This is a genomic window from Microbacterium sp. sgz311019 (assembly GCF_056135325.1).
The window spans coordinates 218,272-238,787 of the sequence record NZ_JBWAXO010000007.1; the positions used below are offsets into that span (position 1 = coordinate 218,272).

General features: G+C 70.9%; 16 protein-coding genes. 8 read left to right on the forward strand and 8 right to left on the reverse strand.

The window, feature by feature from the left end; genetic code table 11:
* On the forward strand, window positions 1–2,745 hold the full coding sequence (locus AC0NZN_RS13240) for a hypothetical protein (protein WP_474592768.1): 2,745 nt from the start codon (window positions 1–3) through the stop codon (window positions 2,743–2,745).
* A 5-nt stretch (window positions 2,746–2,750) separates the two neighbouring features.
* Here AC0NZN_RS13240 and AC0NZN_RS13245 read toward each other — a convergent pair whose 3' ends face one another.
* Window positions 2,751–4,166: an eCIS core domain-containing protein gene (locus tag AC0NZN_RS13245; protein WP_474592769.1), complete on the reverse strand. Its 1,416-nt coding sequence runs from the start codon at window positions 4,164–4,166 to the stop codon at window positions 2,751–2,753.
* Between the two features lie 197 nt (window positions 4,167–4,363).
* Here AC0NZN_RS13245 and AC0NZN_RS13250 point away from each other — a divergent pair, with 197 nt between their 5' ends.
* Together AC0NZN_RS13250 and AC0NZN_RS13255 are read left to right on the forward strand one after the other, a co-directional pair.
* Window positions 4,364–5,140, forward strand: coding sequence for an ABC transporter ATP-binding protein (locus tag AC0NZN_RS13250; RefSeq protein WP_474592770.1), 777 nt, complete (start codon window positions 4,364–4,366; stop codon window positions 5,138–5,140).
* Window positions 5,122–6,702 (forward strand): hypothetical protein, encoded by a 1,581-nt coding sequence (locus AC0NZN_RS13255; RefSeq protein ID WP_474592771.1) that lies wholly within the window; start codon window positions 5,122–5,124, stop codon window positions 6,700–6,702. Before AC0NZN_RS13250 ends, AC0NZN_RS13255 begins: the two co-directional genes overlap by 19 nt.
* 13 nt (window positions 6,703–6,715) lie before the next feature.
* Here the strand turns inward: AC0NZN_RS13255 and AC0NZN_RS13260 are convergent, their stop codons facing one another.
* Genes AC0NZN_RS13260 through AC0NZN_RS13275 form a run of 4 tightly spaced genes read right to left on the reverse strand, consistent with a single transcriptional unit; the run spans window position 6,716 to window position 10,284 of the window.
* Window positions 6,716–7,918 (reverse strand): ABC transporter permease, encoded by a 1,203-nt coding sequence (locus tag AC0NZN_RS13260; RefSeq protein ID WP_474592772.1) that lies wholly within the window; start codon window positions 7,916–7,918, stop codon window positions 6,716–6,718.
* The gene (locus tag AC0NZN_RS13265) at window positions 7,915–8,601 is read right to left on the reverse strand and encodes an ABC transporter ATP-binding protein (RefSeq protein WP_474592773.1); all 687 of its coding nucleotides are present in this window, start codon (window positions 8,599–8,601) and stop codon (window positions 7,915–7,917) included. Before AC0NZN_RS13265 ends, AC0NZN_RS13260 begins: the two co-directional genes overlap by 4 nt.
* Window positions 8,598–9,692 (reverse strand): efflux RND transporter periplasmic adaptor subunit, encoded by a 1,095-nt coding sequence (locus AC0NZN_RS13270; RefSeq protein WP_474592774.1) that lies wholly within the window; start codon window positions 9,690–9,692, stop codon window positions 8,598–8,600. The genes AC0NZN_RS13265 and AC0NZN_RS13270 overlap by 4 nt, the downstream gene beginning before the upstream one ends.
* Complete coding sequence (locus tag AC0NZN_RS13275) at window positions 9,679–10,284, reverse strand: hypothetical protein (protein WP_474592775.1); 606 nt, start codon at window positions 10,282–10,284, stop codon at window positions 9,679–9,681. The genes AC0NZN_RS13270 and AC0NZN_RS13275 overlap by 14 nt, the downstream gene beginning before the upstream one ends.
* A gap of 122 nt (window positions 10,285–10,406) precedes the next feature.
* Between AC0NZN_RS13275 and AC0NZN_RS13280 the strand changes: the two genes are divergently transcribed.
* Window positions 10,407–11,057, forward strand: coding sequence for a response regulator transcription factor (locus tag AC0NZN_RS13280; protein ID WP_474592776.1), 651 nt, complete (start codon window positions 10,407–10,409; stop codon window positions 11,055–11,057).
* Window positions 11,054–12,289, forward strand: a complete 1,236-nt coding sequence (locus tag AC0NZN_RS13285) for a HAMP domain-containing sensor histidine kinase (protein WP_474592777.1) — start codon at window positions 11,054–11,056, stop codon at window positions 12,287–12,289. Before AC0NZN_RS13280 ends, AC0NZN_RS13285 begins: the two co-directional genes overlap by 4 nt.
* On the opposite strand, the gene AC0NZN_RS13290 is transcribed toward AC0NZN_RS13285, so the two are convergent.
* Both AC0NZN_RS13290 and AC0NZN_RS13295 read right to left on the reverse strand, forming a co-directional pair.
* Window positions 12,277–12,714, reverse strand: coding sequence for a pyridoxamine 5'-phosphate oxidase family protein (locus tag AC0NZN_RS13290; protein ID WP_474592778.1), 438 nt, complete (start codon window positions 12,712–12,714; stop codon window positions 12,277–12,279). The genes AC0NZN_RS13285 and AC0NZN_RS13290 overlap by 13 nt on opposite strands.
* A gap of 87 nt (window positions 12,715–12,801) precedes the next feature.
* Window positions 12,802–13,368, reverse strand: coding sequence for a flavodoxin family protein (locus tag AC0NZN_RS13295; RefSeq protein ID WP_474592779.1), 567 nt, complete (start codon window positions 13,366–13,368; stop codon window positions 12,802–12,804).
* A gap of 163 nt (window positions 13,369–13,531) precedes the next feature.
* Between AC0NZN_RS13295 and AC0NZN_RS13300 the strand changes: the two genes are divergently transcribed.
* From AC0NZN_RS13300 to mgtA, 3 genes are read left to right on the forward strand one after another with little or no spacing between them, the layout of a single operon-like run.
* The gene (locus tag AC0NZN_RS13300) at window positions 13,532–13,990 is read left to right on the forward strand and encodes a hypothetical protein (protein WP_474592780.1); all 459 of its coding nucleotides are present in this window, start codon (window positions 13,532–13,534) and stop codon (window positions 13,988–13,990) included.
* Between the two features lie 60 nt (window positions 13,991–14,050).
* Window positions 14,051–16,477 carry a phosphoenolpyruvate synthase gene (ppsA, locus tag AC0NZN_RS13305; RefSeq protein WP_474592781.1) on the forward strand — a complete coding sequence of 809 codons (2,427 nt, stop codon included), beginning with the start codon at window positions 14,051–14,053 and terminating at the stop codon, window positions 16,475–16,477.
* A complete protein-coding gene (mgtA, locus tag AC0NZN_RS13310) occupies window positions 16,474–19,143 on the forward strand; it encodes a magnesium-translocating P-type ATPase (RefSeq protein ID WP_474592782.1) in 2,670 nt (889 codons plus the stop codon). Before ppsA ends, mgtA begins: the two co-directional genes overlap by 4 nt.
* Here the strand turns inward: mgtA and AC0NZN_RS13315 are convergent.
* Entirely contained in the window at window positions 19,129–20,499 is a 1,371-nt protein-coding gene (locus tag AC0NZN_RS13315) for an MBL fold metallo-hydrolase RNA specificity domain-containing protein (protein WP_474592783.1), read from the reverse strand. The genes mgtA and AC0NZN_RS13315 overlap by 15 nt on opposite strands.
* Window positions 20,500–20,516 lie beyond the last annotated feature (17 nt).

Sequence of the window (20,516 nt, forward strand, 5' to 3'; positions counted from 1 at the left end):
GTGACCGGCGACTTCACCTCAGTGCCACTGCGCCCCAACGGGACGCCGTGGATCGGAACCCGGATGCAGCAGGGCCGGGTGCTCCTCGACGGAGACTGGAACCTGAACGTCGATGCGGATCAGCGTGAGCGGGAGAGTCTCACCGTCGCCACCATCGGCGAAGCGGGCGTAGAGGAGGGCAGCACCGGGTTCGAGATCACGTTCGCCGTCGACGGGACGCTGCAAATCGGCGCGGGGGAGATGTGGGTCGGCGGATTGCACGCCGTGAATCCGGATGCCACGGCCTACGTCGATCAGGAGCAGATCGCCGCGCTGCCGGCCGACGGGACGGTGCTCGTCTACCTCGACGCCGCAGTCCAGGAGGTGCAGCCTGCCGAGGATCCGGACCTCCTCGATCCGGCTCTCGACGGAGTCGACACCGTGACGAGGACGAGGGTCGCATGGCGGGTGCACGCCGTGCCGACCACGTCGACGACGTGCAGCGGCGCCGCCTCGGACCTCCCCTCGGCGATCAGCACCGGCCTGCTCGACGTCGTGCGCACGACGCCGGCGGTTCCGGCCGATCCGTGCGCCCCTCCGGATGATCCGCGCGGCATGCTGCCGGACGGACTGCTGCGGATCGAGGTGCTGGACTCCGGCACCGAGGCGACGGCCCGCTTCGCTTGGTCCTACGAGAACGGCGCGGCCGCTGTCGCCGCGAAGGTCGCGGGCACGCAGGTCACCCTGTCGCCGTCGCCCTCGACAACGTTCGTGCCGAACGACCTCGTCGAGGTGAGCACGCTCATCCGCCGGCTCGATCGCGCCGACAACGGCCCTCTCTTCATGGCCACGACCGTCACACCCGGCGCGGGCGGCAGCGTCATCACACTGTCGTCGGCCGCCTCCGTCACCGGCAGTCCCTCCGGTCTCTGCCTGCGCCGCTGGGATGGCCAGGTGGTGGGCGCGGCGGGCGGCGTGGCCGCGACCCTCGCCGGCACCGACGTCGGCGTGGCGTTCACGGCACACCCGGGCGACTACCTCGCCGGCGACTGGTGGGCGGTGCGGATTCGCGGCAGCGCCGCAGCCGCCGTCGAAACGCTCACGGCGGCCCCGCCCGACGGTGTCAGGCACGCCGTCGCATCGCTTGCCGTCGTCGATCTTTCCAAGAAGGCCGTGCTGTCCGACTGCCGGCCGACGTTCGTGCCGCTGACGGATGTGCGCCCCGGAACCTGCACGGTGACCGCCTTTCCCGGCCATGACCTGCAGGCGGCGGCGGATCGTCTCCCCGACACCGGCGGCAGACTGTGCCTGGCCGCGGGGACGTTCGCACTCGGCAGCCCGGTCGTGATCACCGGCAAGCAGCGGATCGTGGTCAGCGGCGTCGGGCCCGCAACGGTGCTGCGCGTGAGCGGCCATGAGACGGCGTTCCGATTCGTCGACTGCAGAGACGTCGCCGTCGAGAATCTTCGCGCCGAAGGCGGCGCCGCACCGGACACGGTGAAGGGCCGGCCGGGCGAGCAGCACCTGTTCGGCGCGGTGACATTCCTCGGGTGCACGGATGTGACCGTCCGCAGCTGCGAGCTCGCCTGCCCCGACAACGTCGGGCGCACCCAGTCGGCGGTGTACTGCGCGCCGACGACCGATCAGCTCAACGGCCGGATCCGGGTCGTCGGCAACAAGATGGAGGTCGGAGATCAGCAGATCGGCGTGCTCGTGCTGAGTGCGGACGAAGTCGATGTCTCCGACAACGAGATCCGGCTCATCGCGCCGAGCACCGCCAACGGCCCGCTGTCGTTGCTGCCACTCGTGGTCAAAGAAGTCGCGCGCTTCATGGGCTCGCACGTCGAGGCCGTCGCCGGGGGCGTGCAGCCCGTCGATCCGGCGCGCGGCAAGACGGGCGGGAAGGCGGCCGCCCCGGCGAGGACGGCGCGCAGCCGCGTCGCCAAGCCCGCTGCGGAGGAAGCCGCCGCGGAGGCGGCTCCGGCAGGCGGGAAGGGCGCGGGGCGCATCCGCCAGCTGCCGAACGGGGCCAGCTTCGCCCTGGCCGGGCCGTCGCAGATGCAGAACATCGCGGATCAGTTCAGCTCGCACACCTCCGCCGCCGCACTCGCCGGGCTGACCCCACGTCAGGGCATGGAGAAGTTCATCCGCCGGGCCATCCTGGCGCCCGAGTCGCTGGCGCTGTCGCAGTCGAACGCGCGGTTCTTCACCGGGGTGCGCATCAACAACCGCGCCATGGCGCAGGGCATCGTGGTCGGCGGCGACCGGGCGGGCATCGTTACCGTGCGCCGCAACCTGATCGACGCGGTCATCGAAGGCATCCACGTCGGACTCGGCGCGGCGAACGGAGCGACCCAGAACGCCGGTGCCGTCACCGTCAGCGACAACACGATCCGCTGCCGCATCCCGTTCTTCTGGAATCGGTCGCGTCACGCGATCTACGTCGGCAGCTTCTTGAACCTGACGATCCACGACAACACCGCCGTCCTCGAGCGGAACGGGGCGAAGACGACGGATGTCGCCCAGTTCACCCCGACGAACGTGGAGGCGGTGCGGATCTACGGCCGTCTGGGTCCGTGGCTCAGTGTGCGCGGACTGTCCCTGACGGGGCCGTTCCACTGCGGCGTCCGGGTGACCGACACGCAGCCGGCCGGCGCCTACCGGGCGAGGCTGATCTACGTCAGCGACGTCCTGAACGCGTCGGCGGCGGGCCCCGCTCTGCTGCCCAGCCCGTTCCCGTACGCGCACGACCGCTGCGTGCCGTAGCCGCGTCAGGGGCGATAGCCGGCGTGGAACTCGTCGATGTACGGCTGGTAGACCGACAGCGTCCCCGTGCCGTGGATCGCGTAGTAGGCGTCCTTCGCGATGTCCGCCTGCTGCTCCGTGTTGAAGGAGGCGAGACCCTGGCCCCTCGCGGTGCGCGCGGCCAGCTCGGTCTCGCCGCCGTAGGCGTAGACGCCCCGGATCGCGTGATACAGCGTGGTGCTCAGGCTGACGCCGTGCGCGTACTCCCAGGTGTGTCCCATCTCGTGCAGCAGCCAGTTCAGCGGGAGGCCGCCCGACAGCGTGCCGACCGGGAAGTTGATCTCCCACGGCGTGGTGCGGGCGAAGCCGCCGATGGCCATGACCGGGTCCTCGTCGAGCACGATCGCGTCGTAGTTGAGGCTCGTGCCGAACACCTCCTGCGCGGCGGTCCGCTCGGCGTTCGTCAATCCGCGGTGCGTCTGCACCGAGACGTTCTGGGTCGTGTTCGAGATGTTCGTGTCCCAGATGAGCCCCGGAATGTACACCCGCTCGTTGCGCGAATAGATCGCGATGCGCGTGCCGTCCAGCAGGGAGACGGCCATGTCGTGCGCCCGGGGGAAGCCGGCTGCGGTGAACGCGGCCTCGACGTCGGAGAGGGTCGCGCCGGTCGACCAGAACCTGCGCAGGTCTCCGCGGGTCGCGCTGCCGATCTTGCCCGCCGTGATGAGGGCGGAGAGCGCCGACGACAGCGCCGCCGCATCGGCGGAGGTCACGTCGAGGATCGGGGGTGTGGGAGCCAGGGGGTCGATCATGCTCGACTCCACCTCGACGTGCTCGCTCGTGTACCCGGCGAGGTCGCGATGCAGGACTCGCGGCCCTGCGACGCGGCTCTTCACGTGCGCGAGCTCGTGGGCGAGCAGCCGTTGCCCGTCGGGCGTGCGGGGCGCGAATGCTCCGCTGGCGAAGGAGATGTCGTCGCCGACCGCGAACGCGTTCGCGTCGAGGTTCCGGGCGGATTCCGCCGCCGCCGCGTCGGTGTGGATGCGTACAGCGGACAGGTCCCCGAAATGCGGCTCGAACATGCGTCTGGATGCCGCATCCAGCGTGCCGTCCGACGTCGCTTCGGCTCGTTCGTCGATCGCCGTCGTGCGGCCCGTCGCGAGGGATGCGATCGCGGCGTCGGCGACCCGGTCCGCCTCCCGCTCCGACGCTTCGTGCGGGCGGCTGATCCGCAGCAGATCGCCCGGCCAGTTCAAGGAGGCGTCGAGCGCTCTCGAGGCACGGCGCGAGAAGCCCGCGTCGCCGGACGGCGCATGCTGTGCGGCCGGTTCGCGCTCGGCTGCGTCCCCGGGCTCGGGAAGACGGCGACCGTGCGCGGCGCGAGCCGCAGACGGGACGGGCCCCGCGGTACGGGGCGATGAAGCTATCGCTGATTCACCCATCACATCCCCCTGCGAAGCGGGCGAGACCGACCTCACGTGCGAGCATATCGCCGCCGGGGGCACGATGACAGGCGGTCTTCGGCAGATCCCGCTCGCCGTCGGATCCCTCGCCGATCGGGCCGTGCCGGTCAGCGTCTGGTGTCGCCGCGCCGTGGGCGCAGCATCCGCGCCGCCCGTTCTCGGGAATCGTTAGGGTCGTGACTGTGCAGCAGACTCCGGGCGTCCCGGCCCTCCGATTGTCCGGACTCGTCAAGCGATTCGGCGAGAAGGTCGCTGTCGCCGGCCTCGATCTCGAGGTGCCGACGGGCTCGTTCTTCGGACTCGTGGGCCCCAACGGCGCCGGCAAGACGACGACGCTCTCGATGGCGACGGGCCTGCTGCGCCCGGATGCCGGCACTGCGCAGGTCCATGGCATCGACGTCTGGCAGCACCCGGTCGAGGCGAAGCGGATCATCGGCAACCTCGCCGACGGGGTGCGCCTGTTCGACCGGCTCACGGGTGAGCAGCTCATCACCTACACGGCCATGATGTTCGGCATCCCGCGTCCGGAGATCGCGCCGCGCGTCGCCGACCTGCTCGATCTGATGGATCTCCGCGAGGCGGCGGGGACCATGGTCGCCGACTACTCGGCGGGCATGACGAAGAAGGTCGCCCTCGCGTGTGCCCTGGTGCACGCGCCCCGCCTGCTGGTGCTCGACGAGCCCTTCGAGTCCGTCGACCCCGTCTCTGCGGCCAACATCGAGGACGTGCTGCGCAGTTACACGTCCTCGGGCGGCAGCGTCGTCGTCTCGAGCCACTCGATGGACCTCGTCCAGCGCATGTGCGATCACGTCGCCGTCATGGTCGCCGGCGGCGTGCGCGCCGCGGGAACGGTGGAGGAGGTCCGCGCGGGCGAGAGCCTGCAGGCCCGGTTCCTCACGCTCGTCGGCGGGCGGCACACTTCAGAGGGGCCGGAGTGGTTGCGACAGTCCTGAGACTCCGATACCGCCTCCTCGGAAACACCCTCGCCCGCAGCCCGTGGCAGCTGGTGGGCTTCATCTTCGGGATCGTGGGTGCGCTGTGGCTGCTTGCGATCGTGGTCAGCGGGCTCGTCGCGGTGAGTGTCCTGGGTGACCTCGCCACGGCCCGCACCGTCGCGGTCGTCGGCGGCTCGGTCCTCGTGCTCGGCTGGGTGCTCGGCCCGCTGCTCATCGCGGGGACGGATGCGATGGTGGATGCGGGACGCCTGGCGCCGTTCCCCCTCGCGAGGAGTCAGGTCATGGTGGTCCTGACGGGCGCCGGACTCACCGGCATACCCGGTATCGCGACGGCCGTGGCGGCTCTGGCGACGATCGTCCTGTGGTTCCGCTGGCCGTCCGCCGCCGTTTCGGCCGTTCCCGCGGTGGTGATCGCCGTGCTGACATGCGTCGTCGCGAGCCGGTTCATCACGACGCTGTCGACCGGGTTCGCGGGGCGGCGGCGCGGCCGCGAGATCATCGGGACGGTCATGCTGGGTCTCGTGATCATGGCCGGGCCGATCATGACCGGGATCTTCGGGATGCTCGGCGCCGCCGGGGGGCTCTCGGCCGGGGTCGAACGCGCCGGCGCGATCCTGGCGTGGACGCCGATCGGCGCCCCGTGGGGTGTTCCCGGTGACGTCGCGGCGGGGGAATGGCTGCCCGCGCTGTGCAAGCTGGCGATCGCGACGGCGACCCTGGCGCTGCTGTGGGTCGCGTGGGAGTGGGCGCTGCGCGCCTCGTCCGGAACGCTGGCGCATCAGGCGCCGCGCGTGGCGAGGTCGGGCGCCCTCGGCCTGTTCGGCGCCATGCCCACCGGCGGGGTCGGTGCGACGTGGGCGCGCTCGCTGACGTCGTGGCTGCGCGATCCGCGGTACCTGCGCCAGCTCATCTTCATCCCGCTGTTCCCGCTGCTGTTCGCCTTCGCCGGGGGAGTGCACGGATTGCTCTTCAGCATCTCCGCCGTCGTGGTCGCACTCATCCTGGCGATCACCGGCTATGCCGATGTCTCGTACGACGGCACCGCGTTCGCCGCGGTCCTGTCCTCCGGGATGACGGGCCGCGCCGACCGCTGGGGTCGCGTGCTGGGCGCCGCATCCGTGGGCGTGCCGGCCGTCATCGCAGTCGCTGTCGTGGCAGCGGCGATCGGGGGGACCGGCGACCGCCTCCTCGCGGTGCTCGGCGGTGCGCTCGGACTGCTCCTCGTCGGGTACGGCGCCTGTGCTGTGTCGTCGGCGCTCGTCGTGGTGCCGGTTCCTCGCGCGGGTGACAGCCCCTTCAAGACGGTGCCGGGGCAGAGCGTCGCCAGCGGTCTGATCGTCTTCGTGGTGATGGGGGCATGCCTGGTGCTGGCCGCACCGGCCTCCGTGCTGGCGATCCTGGCGATCGCGACGGCATCCGTCCCGCTCGGCGCCCTCGCACTGGTCGTCGGCGTCGTCATCGGAGCAGGCGTGGTCGTCGCGGGTGTCACGGTCGGCGGACGCATCCTGGACCGCACCGGCCCCGCGCTTCTCCAGCGCATCAAGGCGTTCCCGATCTGATGCGTCCGACCGCTCAATCGGGAGCCTGGAGAGCCTCGGCCGGGGGCAGCCGCGACGCTCGCACCGCCGGGTAGACGCCGGCGCAGATCCCGACGGCGAGCGACGCCCCGAGCGCGGCGAGGAGTGCGAGCGGCGGGACGACGGCAGTCTCGGCTTGCACGGTGGCGACGACCATCGTGATGCCGGCGCCGAGGAGGGCGCCCGCCGCACCGCCACCCAGCGCGAGCAGCGCCGATTCGGCGAGGAACTGTGCGGCGATGTGCCGCGATCGCGCTCCGAGCGCCCGCCGCAGGCCGATCTCGGATCGCCGCTCGATGACGGACACGACCATGACGTTGGCGATGCTCAGCCCTCCGACCAGGAGCGCGACGGTCGCCAGCGCGATGAAGAGCCCCGTGAACGCGTCCTTGGCAGCGATGCGGGCGACGAGGATGTCGGACGGGCGGCGCACCTCGACGGCCTCCGGCTGCTGCGGTGAGGCGGTGAACGGCAGAACCGCGGCGACGGCCGGGACCTGATCGGGATCCGCGCGGAGGTAGATGCGCGTCGCCGCGCCGTCGAACTGCAAAAGGCGCCGCGCGACCGGGAAGGACACCAGGGCGGAGTCGTCGATCTCCGGGGCGAGCGTCGACGGGGCGAGGATGCCGACGACCGGCCAGGCGTCTCCGTCGATGACGACCGAGGTGCCGGGGTCGATGCGGTCGATGCCGAGGTTCTGGGCCGCGCTGTATCCGAGGACGACGTCCGGGTACTCCTGGCCCACACGGTCGAGATAGTGCCCGGCGATGACAGGGGCGGAGATGACCCGGAGGAGGGCTCGGTCGGCAGCGAGCACACTGATCCCGTTGGTCTGAAGCGCCGGGATCGCCGACGTCCGGCGCACGGTCATGTCGGGGACGGCTCCCACCTGCGTGACCGCGAGGACGGGAGGGATCGCCTGGATCATCGTCGCCGCCGTCGGCGGCAGAGGAGTGGGGTCGCCGCTGAAGGTCTGACCGGAGGCCACGGTCAGGAGGTTGCCGTCTCTGCCGAGCCGGTCGATCAGCGCGGCCTGCGCGGACGCGGCGAGCCCGGTCACGCAGACGAGGGATGCGACGGCGACCGCGATGCCGAGGACGGAGAGGATGCTCCGCGCCTTTCGTGCCCGCATCCCGATCAACCCCGCGGTGACCGCGTCGCGCACGCGCAGCACGGACCGCGACGATTCTGCGCTCATGCGAACCTCCCGGTGTCCTCGGCGATCTCGCCGTCCTGCACCGTGACCGTCCGGCCGAGACGCGCCGCGACGGTGCGGTCATGTGTCACCACGACCAGGGCGGTTCCGGCATCCGCGAGTCCCGTCAGCAGGTCCATCACGGTGGCACCGGTGGCCGAATCGAGATTTCCCGTCGGCTCGTCCGCGAGGATCAGGTTCGGATGGCCGACGACCGCGCGTGCGATCGCGACCCGCTGGCGCTCGCCGCCGGAGAGGTGGCTGACCCGCTCGGGCGCCCGGCGCCCCAAGTCGACGCGTTCCAGAGCGGCCTGGGCTGCATGTCGCCGCGCGGAGGGGCTCACGCCCCGATACAGGAGTCCCATCGCGATGTTCTCCACCACGCTCAGATGCTCGATGAGGTGGAATCGCTGGAAGACGAAGCCGATCCGGTGCGCGCGGATGGCGGCCACGTCCGCATCCGCCAGAGCGGCCAGGTCGTCGCCGAGGATCCGGACCGATCCGCGGGTGGGCCGCTCGAGTCCGCCGAGGATGGCGAGCAGTGTCGTCTTGCCCGAGCCGGACGGCCCGACCACGGCAACGGTCTCGCCCGCCTCGACCGTCAGCGACGCGTGCCGAAGCGCGGTGAACGGAACGGGGGAGCCGTACACCTTGCTCACTCCGTCCATCGTGGCGAGCGAGGTCATGAGGACGGGACCACCACCCGGTCGCCGGCCCGCAGCCCTGTGGAGTCGACCTGCACCTGCGTGCTCGCGAAGAGTCCCGGAGTGACCGCGATCAGCGTGCGGGCCGATCCGTGCACGACGTACACGCCATACCCGCCGCCCGCCGTGGCGACCAGGGCGGTGATGGGGACGGCCAGGACATCGCTCACCGTTCTGTCCGTCACCTGCACGGTGACCGGGGCCTCATCCAGCCCCGCCGCCCGGCTCGGATCGTCGAGGGTCACGCTGGCCGGGACGGTCACGGCCGCGGTGCTCTGCTGACCGCTGTCGCGGGACACGGCCGCCGTCGCGACGGTGGACATCCGGGTCACCGTCCCCGCGATGCTGCGGCCCGCCGGCAGCGTGACCGTCACCCGGTCGCCGGAATGGACGAGGTAGGTCTGCCCGGCCGGGACGGCGACCGTGACCTGCGCCACCGACGAGCCGATCGTGAGCGCGGGCTCACCGTCGGTGACGCGGGAGCCGAGAGGCGCCGTGAGATCGACGATCCGCACGGGGCCGGGCTCGAACACGAGGTCCGACCGGCTCACGGTCCCCGTTGCGGGCAGGCCGAGCGAACGCTGCCACCTCTCCACGGCGAGCGCGGTCCGTGAGGTGTAGGCCCGGTCGACCGTGACGTCGTGGCCCGTCGCGAACCCCAGGTCGACCAGGTCCTGCTCCAGTTGACGGATGTCCTCGCCGGCGCTCATTCCGACGTGGAAGTCGCGCCACGCCGGCTCCGCGCCCTGCATCAGCACGACCGGTCGTCCGTCGACGGCGAACAGGACCCCGCCCTCGCCGACCGTCGCGCCGGGCGACGGCACGGCGGTGACGATCCCGGATGCGGGGCTGAAGAGCGGGCTCGCCGCGCCGTGCCCGAGCGTGCCCGAGAGCTGCGTGGTGCTGGAGAGCGTCGTCCTCGCGACCGCAGCGGTCGTCGTCGGCACCGTCGCCCTGCTGGCCGCGGGATGCGCCGTGGCGGTCGCCCACGCCGCACCCGCCAGCGATGCCACGACGACCAGGGCGAGCGTCGCCGCCGCCCACGCGACGAGCGGGCGCTCATTCCTTCGCAAGGCTCGTCAACTCCGACGCTCGGATCTCGGCGTCGAGCAGGTGCCGACACGCCGTGAACGCCCGTTGCACGGCAGGGTCGGCCTTGCCCAGAGCGCCGTTGTTCGGGAGGTCCCCGGCGCGGAGGCCGAACCCGTGGCCCGGCGTATAGGGCGAGGCGCTGGTCGGATCGTGCATCGACGGCATGCCGTTCTGACGCAGGCACTGGGCCGAGCGGACTCCGGCGGCGACGAGCGCGGGCGGGGCCGGCGGCTCGTCGGTCGGACTGAATCCGGCGGCCGCCGCGAGCCCGCCGCACGATCGGTCGAGCTCGTCGAGGGCCGAGCGGCTGAGGCGATCGAGGCTCCGCGTGTCCGAGTACACGTGCCCGGCCGCATCGATGACAGGCTCCTGGTACGTCGGCGCACCATGCGTGCGGATGCACTCCGCGACGCCGTGCACTTTCGCGGCGCGCCCGCCACCACCGGCGGCGGCGCTCCCGTCCGCCGCGGCGGAGCCGAGCGCGGGCACCGACCGCCCCGCGGGCGACGAGCATCCGCTGAGCACGACGGCGACGAGCAGAGCCAGGGCCGCCGCGCTGATGCTGGGTTTCATGATCCACCTCCGGTCATCACGCCCGTCATCGGGCGATGTTCCCGTTGTAGTCGGATGCCCATGACACGGGTCGAACCCGACCTGTTATGCCCGCGTCATCCCGACCCGGCGACAATGGGTGCATGCGCGTTCTCGTGGTGGAGGACCATCGTCAGCTGGCCGACCTGATCGGCGAGGGCCTGACGGACGCGGGCCTCGCGGCCGACGTCGTCTACGACGGCGCGCGCGCCCTCGAGCAGACCGAGGAGGTCGACTACGACGTGGTTGTGCTCGACCGCGACCTTCCGGGCGTGCACGGAGACAGAGTGTGCCGCGAGCTCGCGAGCAGAGAGCGGCCGGTGCGGATCATCATGCTGACCGCTTCCGCCGACGTCGCCGATCGCGTGGACGGACTCGAACTGGGCGCCGACGACTATCTCGGCAAGCCGTTCGCCTTCGAGGAGCTGATCGCGCGAATCCGGGCGCTCGGACGCCGCGAGCCCTCGAAGGCCGCCGTCATCCGTCGTGGCGATCTGATGATCGATCGGCCGAGGATGCGGTGCACCCGCGCAGGGGCTCCGTTGCCGTTGACGCTCAAGGAGTTCGGCGTCCTCGAATGCCTGGCGGCGGCTGACGGCGCCGTGGTCAGCGCCGAGGAGCTGCTCGAGCACGTGTGGGACGTGAACGCCGATCCCTTCAGCAACACCGTCGCCGTGACGATCGCCCGGCTGCGCAAGAAACTCGGGGATCCGCCGGTGATCGAGACCGTCGTGGGGGCGGGGTACCGGCTGTGAGGCAGGTGCTGTCCACGGCGCGGGCGCGCCTCGCGCTGCTGTTCATGGGCCTGTTCGCCCTCGCGGGAGCGGCGATGGTGACGCTGACCTATGTCCTCGTCTCGGTGAACGTGCGGGCATCCGACATCAGCATTCCGCCGGGGTACGAGAAGCTGCTGAAGACGTGCACGAATCTCGCCGACACGGGGGCTCAGGTCGACCCCGATCTGCGCGACAAGTGCGCTGCGCTCCTCTCGCACAGCTCGGCGGCATACGCGGCGGTCCAGCGGAACCAGATCCTGGAGACGCTCGCCGTGGACGCCGTGATCGCGCTCGCCGTTCTCACCATCGCGTCGGGTGCGATCGGATGGGTGGTCGCAGGACGCATCCTCCGACCCGTGAAGCGGATCACGGATGCCGCACGCGCCGCCGGAGAGGGCGACCTCACCGCCCGGCTCGCACTCGGGGGTCCGCATGACGAACTGCGGGAGCTCGCGGACACCTTCGACGAGATGCTCGATCGCCTCCACGCCGCCTTCGTCGCCCAGAGGCGCTTCATCGCCAACGCCAGCCATGAGCTGCGCACGCCGCTGACCGTCATCCGGACGTCGGTGGACGTCGCCCTCGCCAAGAGCTCGCCTTCGATCGGCGAGCTCCGACGGATGGGCGAGGACGTGCGCGACGAGACGGATCGAGCCGACGCGCTGATCGATGCCCTCCTGACGCTCGCCCGCAGCGAGGGCATCGTGCAGAGCGGCGAGCCGGTCTCCCTCGGAGAGCTCGTCGGGACGGCCGTGGATCGCCACCGCCTCGAGGACGTCGTGATCTCCGTGACAGCGGATGCCGGGGACGTCGACGGCGATCCGAGCCTGCTCGGCCGCCTCGTCGCGAACCTCGTCGACAACGCCGTCCGCTACAACCAACCGGGGGGAACGGTCGGCGTGACGGTATCGAGCGATGAGATGCAGGTGAGGCTGCGGGTCGTGAACAGCGGACCGCGCGTGCCTCCCGCCGAGGTCGCACGGCTGTTCGAGCCGTTCAACCGTCTCAACGATCGCGTCGGCGAGGGGTTCGGCCTCGGGCTCAGCATCGTCCAGTCGATCGCACACGCACACGGAGCGACGGTGGATGCGGTCGCACCTGAGACGGGCGGGCTGGACGTCACGGTGACATTCCCGGCCGCTCGCGGAGGATCGAGCGGCGCAGAGCCTGCCCGACCTGGCGATCGCGACGCGGTCGGTCAGTACGGTTGAACGCCGTAGCGGTCCGGCTCAGGGCCGCGCTCGAAGCTGCGGCCGCTCATCGTCTCCGGGATGATCCGCACGTAGACGTGCTTGAGGGTGGGGATCCACGGCCGAAGGCCCAGGCCGTCGGCGCGCTCCACCTCCGCGGACGTCTCGAGCGCGCGCGCCCGGCCGCGCACCACGACGCTCCACGCGTGCGCGTCGTCGTGGCCATCGACCTCGAACAGCACCTCGTCGTTGACGGTCAACTCGAACAGCTTGCTGCCCTGAGCGGTGCGTATCAGCAGAGTTCCGTCGTCGACCACGAAGTTCACGGGGAAGATGTCGATGCGGTCCGCGACGCGCGTCACGATCCGCCCCAGTTCGTGCGCCGACAGGTGCTCCCAGCACTCGTCGTCGGACAGCACCATGACGGGCTCCGAGACCTCGGCCATCGACCCACCACCCCTCTGCGTCGCAGTCGTGAGCATCAGAATGCGACGTGATGTCGTCGTGTCATAGGCCGAAGGTCCTGTCGTGCGTCAGACCTCGGACTCGCCGCGATAGGGCGCCAGCGCCGCGCCGAGCTCGCGCCCCCATGCCCGCGCTCGTTCGACCTCGCCCTCCTCGAGACGGTTCTCCCTGTTGACGAGGAAGCTGTGGGGCTCGGCGAGCCGATCGATGCCGCGCGATCGGAGCGCGTGGTCGATGGCCGCGGCCGCCGAGCCCGTGAAGATCTGCGGCATGTCGGCGCGCGTGTCGAATGCGGCGAACAGCGGCACCGCACGCGGCGCGTCCTCCAGCCACTCGCGCATTCCGAGCCCACTCGCCGAGGTGTCCAGTTCCAGCCCCCGCGCCGCATCCTCGGCCCATCTGGCGGCCTCGGAGCGGGTCGACGGACGGCTCAGCCCGTGCATGTGCGTCGGTGCGCCGACGATGACGATGTCCGGCTCGAGAGGCCACGGATCCAGGCGGTGCACGGCGGCCACCTCCGTGGGCACCGTCTCACGGAGTCCGTCGCCGATGGCCTCGGCGATGCGACGCGTGTTCCCGAACATCGATTCGTAGACGACGGAGACGCGAGGCGGGTGGTGGATTCTTCCGTTCATCGGACCGTCCCTTCTCTTCAGCCCAGTCCACGCGCCGGCCGGTACCGCAGCCGGGTCGAAGGTCCCGCCGACCCGCAGGACTTTCGACCCGGGATGTCGCGTGCCCGCGGCCTAGCGTTCCGATGCAGCGCCGCCGTACCGGCGCACTCGGAGGTGGGGAGAGATGAACAGAGGAATCCGCCTGACGCTCACGGTGGTGACCGGCTTCGTGGCGCTCACGGCCTTCGCAGGCGGCGCTGCGCTGATCATCGGCAGCCTCTATCCCGGGCTCGGAAGCGTCCTCGTGCCGCCCGCCGACTACCTGCAGGGCTCGCCGTTCCGCGGCTACGCGATGCCCGGCCTCGTCCTCATCCTTCTCGTCGGGGGCCCCCAGGCTTTCGCATCGATCGCCTGCATGGTCCGCTGGCCGTGGGCGCCGGCCGCCTGCGCCGTCGCCGGATTCTCGTGCTTGATCTGGATCTTCGTGCAGATGATCTACATCCCGTTCAGCCCGCTGCAGGCGGTCTACTTCCTGCTGGGGATGCTCGAGCTGGGACTCCTGCTGCTCGGCATGGGCGTCCTGCATCCCGCCGGCGTCCTCCGCGGGGCGCCGGCCGCCGAGCATCGACCCACCGTGCGCTGACGCGCCCCGCATGGGACCTTCGTCCCGGGCCGGCCGTCCACGACGCCGGAGGCTCGAGGCATGAACACCTCCTCCCTGCGCCAGGCGACGGATCGCGTCCTCTGGCTCCGTGACATCACGATGTCGGATCTTCCCCTGGTCGGCGGCAAGAACGCGTCGCTCGGCGAGATGATCGGCGCGCTCTCCCAGGCCGGCGTGCGCGTGCCCGAAGGGTATGCGACGACCGCCGACGCCTTCCGCGACTTCCTGCGGCACGGCGATCTCGACCGGCGGATCCAGGATGCGATCGCGGCGCTGGACGTGGAGGATGTCACGGCCCTCGCCGCGACCGCGGCGTCGATCCGCGCATGGGTGAGCTCCCAGCCCTTCCCGGAGGAGCTCGAGCGCGACATCCGGGCGGCGCACGAGGAGCTCGTCGCATCCGAGGAGGACCCCGAGGCGGTGACGTGGGCCGTCCGCTCGTCCGCGACGGCGGAGGATCTTCCGGACGCGTCGTTCGCCGGGCAGCAGGAGACCTACCTGCACATCGCCGGTGTCGAGAACATCCTGGACGCCGTGCGCCGGGTGTACGCATCCCTCTACACGGATCGCGCCATCGTGTACCGGGCCCAGCACGGGTACGGCGCCGAGTCCGTCGCCATCTCGGCGGGCATCGAGCGGATGGTGCGCTCGGACGTGGGCTCGTCCGGCGTGATGTTCACCGTCGACACGGAGTCGGGCTTCGACGATGTCGTCGTGGTCACGAGCGCGTACGGCCTCGGCGAGATGGTCGTTCAGGGCGCCGTCAATCCGGATGAGTTCTGCATCTACAAGCCGGCCCTCCGCGCAGGCCGACCCGCGATCGTCAAGCGCGAGGTGGGCGCCAAGGCGGTGGCGATGCGATTCACCGCGGCGACGCGCTCGGGCACGAGCACCGAGGTCGTCGACGTCCCCCCGCACGAGCGGACGCGGTTCAGCATCAGCGACGGCGAGGCCGAGGAACTGGCGCGCATGGGGCTCGTCATCGAGGCGCACTACGGACGTCCGATGGACATCGAGTGGGCCAAGGACGGCGTCGACGGGACCCTGTACATCGTGCAGGCGCGCCCCGTGACGACGGTGGGCGGGCGTGATGCGAGCCGGGTCGAGACGTACCGCCTCACCGAGCGCGGCGAGGTGCTCGTCAGCGGTCACGCGGTCGGCACGAAGATCGGCGCAGGCCCGGCCCGTGTGATGCGCGACCTGGCCGACATGCACCTGTTCGCGGAGGGCGAGGTGCTCGTCGCCCAGCGCACGGACCCCGATTGGGAGCCGATCATGCGCAGGGCCGCGGCGATCGTGACCGACGAGGGCGGCAGGACCTGCCACGCCGCGATCGTGGCGCGGGAGCTCGGCATCCCGGCGGTCGTCGGCACCGCCGACGCGACCTCGCGCATCGACGACGGCGGCGGCGTCACGGTCTCGTGCGCCGGGGGCGACGAGGGCCTTGTCTACCGCGGTGCGCTCGCCTTCGAAGTGGACGAGACCGTCGTCGACGACCTTCCCGACCTGCCTGTCGGGATCATGATGAACGTGGCCATCCCGGATCAGGCGTTCTCGCTCGCCCGGCTCCCGAACGCCGGCGTCGGGCTTGCCCGCCTCGAGTTCATCATCAGCTCGATGGTCGGCATCCATCCCCGCGCGCTCGCCGAAGCCGATGCCCTGCCCGAGGAGCTGCGGGCCGAGGTCATGGCGCGCACCGCCGCCTACCCCTCGCCGCGCGAGTACTTCGTCCGGCGGGTCGCCGAGGGCGTCTCGGCGATCGCGGCCGCGTTCGCGCCGAAGCCCGTGATCGTGCGCTTGAGCGACTTCAAGACGAACGAGTACGAGGGGCTCCTCGGCGGCGAGCGTTACGAGCCGCACGAGGAGAACCCGATGCTCGGATGGCGCGGCGCGTCGCGGTACGTGACCGAGGGGTTCGCCGCGTGCTTCGCGATGGAGTGCGAGGCACTGAAGCACGTGCGCGACGACATGGGGTTGACGAACCTCCGGATCATGGTCCCGTTCGTGCGGACGACCCACGAGGCCACCGCCGTGCTGGACGCCCTGGCGAGTCACGGACTGCGACGCGGAGAGAACGGCCTCGAGGTCATGATGATGTGCGAGATCCCGTCCAACGCCCTGCTGGCCGACGCGTTCCTCGACTTGTTCGACGGCTTCTCGATCGGGTCGAACGATCTGACGCAGCTGACTCTCGGCGTCGATCGCGACTCGGAGCTCGTGGCGGGCTCGTTCGATGAGCGCGACCCCGCCGTGCTGGCGCTGCTCGATCTCGCGATCAGCGCGTGCACCCGCCGGGGGAAGTACGTCGGCATCTGCGGGCAGGGTCCGTCGGACCATCCGGATCTGGCGGCATGGCTGCTGGAGCACGGCATCCGATCGATGTCGCTCAATCCGGATGCCGTCGTGTCGACGTGGACCCGGCTGGCGCAGCTCGTGCCGGAGAGCCGGACGTCGGGGAGCGAGTGACCACCCGCCCGGGGGCGGACGTCGGGCTCGTGGATTCGCGCCCGCCGAGGGGCGTCGACGTTCCGCTGGTCAGCCCGATCCGGCAGGCGGCGGTCGTCGGCGCGGCCGACGTGGATGCCGGGCTCGGCTCGGGCAGCGCGGGACTGTCGACTGCCGATGCCCGCGCGCGTCGGGAGCGCTACGGCGAGAACGTCATCCGGATGCATCGGGCGCGGCCCTGGCATGTGCTCCTGAGGCAGCTGCGGAGCCCGATCCTGCTGCTGCTGTTCGCCACGGCGACCATCGCCGCCCTCGTCGGCGACAGTGCGGATGCCGCGGTGATCGGCGTCATCCTCCTGGTGAGCGTGGGGCTCGGGTTCGTCAACGAGTTCCGTGCGGAGCAGGCGGCCGACGCGATGCACGATCGCCTCCGCCACACCGCTGTCGTGATCCGCGACGGGGGGCGGCAGAGCATCGATGTGACCGAGCTCGTCCCCGGCGACCGGGTGGTGCTGTCGGTCGGAACCGTCGTTCCCGCGGACCTGCGACTTCTCGCCTGCGATGGCCTCACGTGTGACGAGAGCATCCTGACGGGCGAGTCCGCCCCGGTGGAGAAGTCCACGGCGACAGTCGCCCCGGGCACCGGAGTCGGGGATCTCACGGGGTGTGCGCTCATGGGAACCGTCGTGCACGCCGGCGGCGGCGTGGGGGTCGTCGTGGCCACCGGCGCCCTGACCGAGTTCGGGCGCATCGCCGTCGGACTGTCCGAGCAAGAGCCGCAGACGGAGTTCCAGCGCGGACTCGGGCGGTTCTCGTCGTTCCTGTTGGTCGTCGCGATCGTGCTCACCACGGCGATCTTCGTCATCGCCGTGCTGCTGGGCAGACCGATCGTCCAATCCCTGCTCTTCTCTCTCGCGATCGCCGTGGGCATCACGCCGCAGCTGCTGCCGGCGGTCGTCAGCACGAGCCTGGCGGCCGGCTCGAAGGCGATGGCACGCCGCCGGGTTCTGGTGAAGCGGATGGTGTGCATCGAGGATCTCGGCGACCTCGATCTGCTCGTGACGGACAAGACGGGCACCCTCACGACAGGTCGCATCGAATTCGAGCGGGCGGTCCCGATCGATGGCGTGGACGACTCCCAGCTGGTGGCTCTCGGCATCCTCGCGTCCGACGCCGATCCGGCGGTGCCCACGGTCGTCGGGCTCAATCCGCTGGATGCAGCCCTCGCGGAGGTCCGAAGCGTCGCCGGTGAGAAGGCTCTCGCCGATCGTCGCATCGACGTCCTGCCGTTCGACCACGAGCGTCGCCGCTCGAGTGCGATCGTCGCGGCGGATGACGGCGGCCTTCTGGTCGCGAAGGGCGCTCCCGAGTCGATCCTGCCGCTGTGCGGGGCGGTGACGGGTGCGACCCGGAAGACCCTCGACGGGCTGTACGACGCCGGATGCCGGGTGGTCGCCGTGGCGTCGAGGCCGGCGGGCGAGCTGCGACTCCTGCGCGCGGAGGACGAGCGCGATCTGCAGCTGCGGGGCTTCCTCGTGTTCACGGATGCGGTCAAGACCGGGGCGGCGGACTCGCTGCGCCGCCTGTCCGAGCTCGGGGTCACCGTGAAGATCGCCACCGGCGACAGCGCCGCGGTCGCGGAGCACGTGTGGGAGCGCCTGGGGATGCCGGCCGGCGTCACGCTCACCGGCGACCAGGTGGATGCGCTGGACGATGAGGGCCTGACCGCCGCGGCGATGGATGCGACGATCTTCGCCCGGGTGTCTCCGGAGCAGAAGGCACGCGTCATCCGGGCCCTGCGCCACCGCGGAAGGGCGGTCGGCTTCCTCGGCGACGGGGTCAACGATGCGCTCGCCCTGCACGGAGCGGACATCGGGATCTCCGTGGACTCCGCCGTCGACGTCGCCAAGGACGCCGCCGATGTGCTGCTCCTGGACAAGGACCTCGACGTGCTGGCCGCGGGAGTGACCGAGGGGCGCCGCATCTTCGCGAACACCATCAAGTACGTGATGATGGGCACCTCGAGCAACTTCGGCAACATGTTCAGCGCTTCGATCGCGTCGGTCATCCTGCCGTTCCTGCCGATGCTCCCCGGTCAGATCCTCTTGAACAACCTCCTGTACGACAGCAGCCAGCTCGCCATTCCGACGGACCGGGTGGATGCCGAGCAACTGCGTGCGCCGTCTCACTGGGACATCGGCGCCATCCGCCGATTCATGCTCCTGTTCGGACCCATCTCGTCGATCTTCGACTTCGCGACCTTCTGGATGATGCTGGCGGTCTTCCACGCGGCGCCGCCGGAGTTCCGATCCGGATGGTTCATCGAGTCCATCGCGACGCAGACGCTGATCGTGTTCGCGGTGCGGACACGGCGGGTTCCGTTCCTGCGCAGCCGGCCGTCGCGCGCGCTGACGATCGCGGTGCTGACGGTCGTGCTGATCGGCGCGCTGCTCCCGTATTCGCCGCTGAGCGCGGTGCTCGGCTTCTCGCCCCTGCCTGCCCCGTTCTTCCTCGCGCTCGTGGCGATGATCCTCTGCTATCTCGTGCTGGTCGAGACCGCGAAGGTCTGGTACTTCCGGAGACTGAGCGCACCGGTGGCCCCCGTGCGGCACCGCGGGTTCGCGACGAGGGTGCTGCGCCGCGCCTCCCGCTTCACGCAGCGCTCCGCGCCGTCACAGGCGCGCTGAGAGATCGACCGTCTGGGCGAGGTCGGGCACGCGCGCGATCCATCCGAGCTCGCGCCGGATCCGGATGCGGAGCGCGTCGGACGCCGCGGGCTCCCCGTGCGTGAGGTACACGGCGGACGGCGGCTGGGGTGCGGTGCGCATCCAGTCGACGATCTGTCCCGCGTCGGCGTGTGCCGAGAGCATCTCGAGCACGTGGACCTGCGCACGGATCGGGACGTCGCGTCCGTAGATGCGCAGCGTGCGCTCGCCCTGCTCCAGAGCACGGCCGCGTGTGCCGCCCGCCTGGAATCCGGTCAGCACGATGGCGTTCCCGGGGTCCGACCCGTACGCCGCGATGTGGTGGAGCACGCGGCCGCCCTCCAGCATCCCGCTCGCCGAGATGATGACGGCCGGGCCCCCACGCAGGTTGAGCAGCTTCGACTCGTCGACCGTCCGCACGAGCGTGGCGAGCCGGTACATCGCATGGAACTGATCGGGTGGGATGCGGTGCTCCTGCGGATACCTGGCGTAGATCTCGCTGCCGTCGACGGCCATCGGGCTGTTGAGGAAGACCGGGACGTCGGGGATCGCACCGGCATCGTGCAGGCGGCTCAGATGCAGCAGCAGCGTCTCGGCACGGCCGATGGCGAAGGCGGGCAGGATGACGACGCCACCGCGTGCGCAGACGTCGCGGACGATGCGCCCCAGCGCCTCCGTGGGGTCCTCGGCGGAATGTCGCCGATCGCCGTACGTCGACTCGGACACGAGGACGTCCGTCAGCTCGAGGGGGCGTGGTGGCCGCATCAGAGGGTCGTCCACGCGCCCGAGGTCGCCGGTGAAGTGGATGCGGCGCCCGTCCGCGGTGATCTGGAGCTGCGCCGCCCCGAGGATATGGCCTGCCGGCAGGAAGCGCACGCGGATCCCGCCGACCGAGACGTCCTCGTCGAACGGGTGCGGTTCGAAGTGCTCGAGTGCGCTGCGCGCGTCCTCCTCGGTATACAGGGGCCGGGGCATGTCGTGGCGTGACGTGCCGTGCCGCCGGTGGTGCGACGCCTCTTCCTCCTGAAGCCGCCCGGAGTCGGGCAGCACAAGGCCGCTCAGCTCAGCGGTGCCGTGCGTGCTGTGGACACGGCCGCGGAAGCCGGCACGGACCAGGGCCGGAAGATAGCCGGTGTGATCGAGGTGGGCGTGCGTGACCACGACGGCGTCGATGCTCGCCGGGTCGACGGGGAACGGACGCCGGTTGCGCTCGCGCAGCAGCTTGTACCCCTGGAAGAGGCCGCAGTCGACGAGCAGGCGTGTGCCGTCGGCCTCGATCAGGGATCGCGAGCCGGTGACGGTGTCGGTGGCGCCGAGGAATGTGAGGGTGGCGGGCATGCCGCCATGATCGAGGC

Bases quoted from the DNA above. Each gene is read 5' to 3' on its own strand.
- AC0NZN_RS13300 (WP_474592780.1), top strand. From the start codon at position 13,532: ATGAACAGAGGAATCCGCCTGACGCTCACGGTGGTGACCGGCTTCGTG.
- AC0NZN_RS13315 (WP_474592783.1), bottom strand. From the start codon at position 20,499: ATGCCCGCCACCCTCACATTCCTCGGCGCCACCGACACCGTCACCGGC.
- AC0NZN_RS13275 (WP_474592775.1), bottom strand. From the start codon at position 10,284: ATGAAACCCAGCATCAGCGCGGCGGCCCTGGCTCTGCTCGTCGCCGTC.
- AC0NZN_RS13265 (WP_474592773.1), bottom strand. From the start codon at position 8,601: ATGACCTCGCTCGCCACGATGGACGGAGTGAGCAAGGTGTACGGCTCC.
- ppsA (WP_474592781.1), top strand. From the start codon at position 14,051: ATGAACACCTCCTCCCTGCGCCAGGCGACGGATCGCGTCCTCTGGCTC.
- AC0NZN_RS13295 (WP_474592779.1), bottom strand. From the start codon at position 13,368: ATGAACGGAAGAATCCACCACCCGCCTCGCGTCTCCGTCGTCTACGAA.
- AC0NZN_RS13260 (WP_474592772.1), bottom strand. From the start codon at position 7,918: ATGAGCGCAGAATCGTCGCGGTCCGTGCTGCGCGTGCGCGACGCGGTC.
- AC0NZN_RS13290 (WP_474592778.1), bottom strand. From the start codon at position 12,714: ATGGCCGAGGTCTCGGAGCCCGTCATGGTGCTGTCCGACGACGAGTGC.
- AC0NZN_RS13245 (WP_474592769.1), bottom strand. From the start codon at position 4,166: ATGGGTGAATCAGCGATAGCTTCATCGCCCCGTACCGCGGGGCCCGTC.
- AC0NZN_RS13280 (WP_474592776.1), top strand. From the start codon at position 10,407: ATGCGCGTTCTCGTGGTGGAGGACCATCGTCAGCTGGCCGACCTGATC.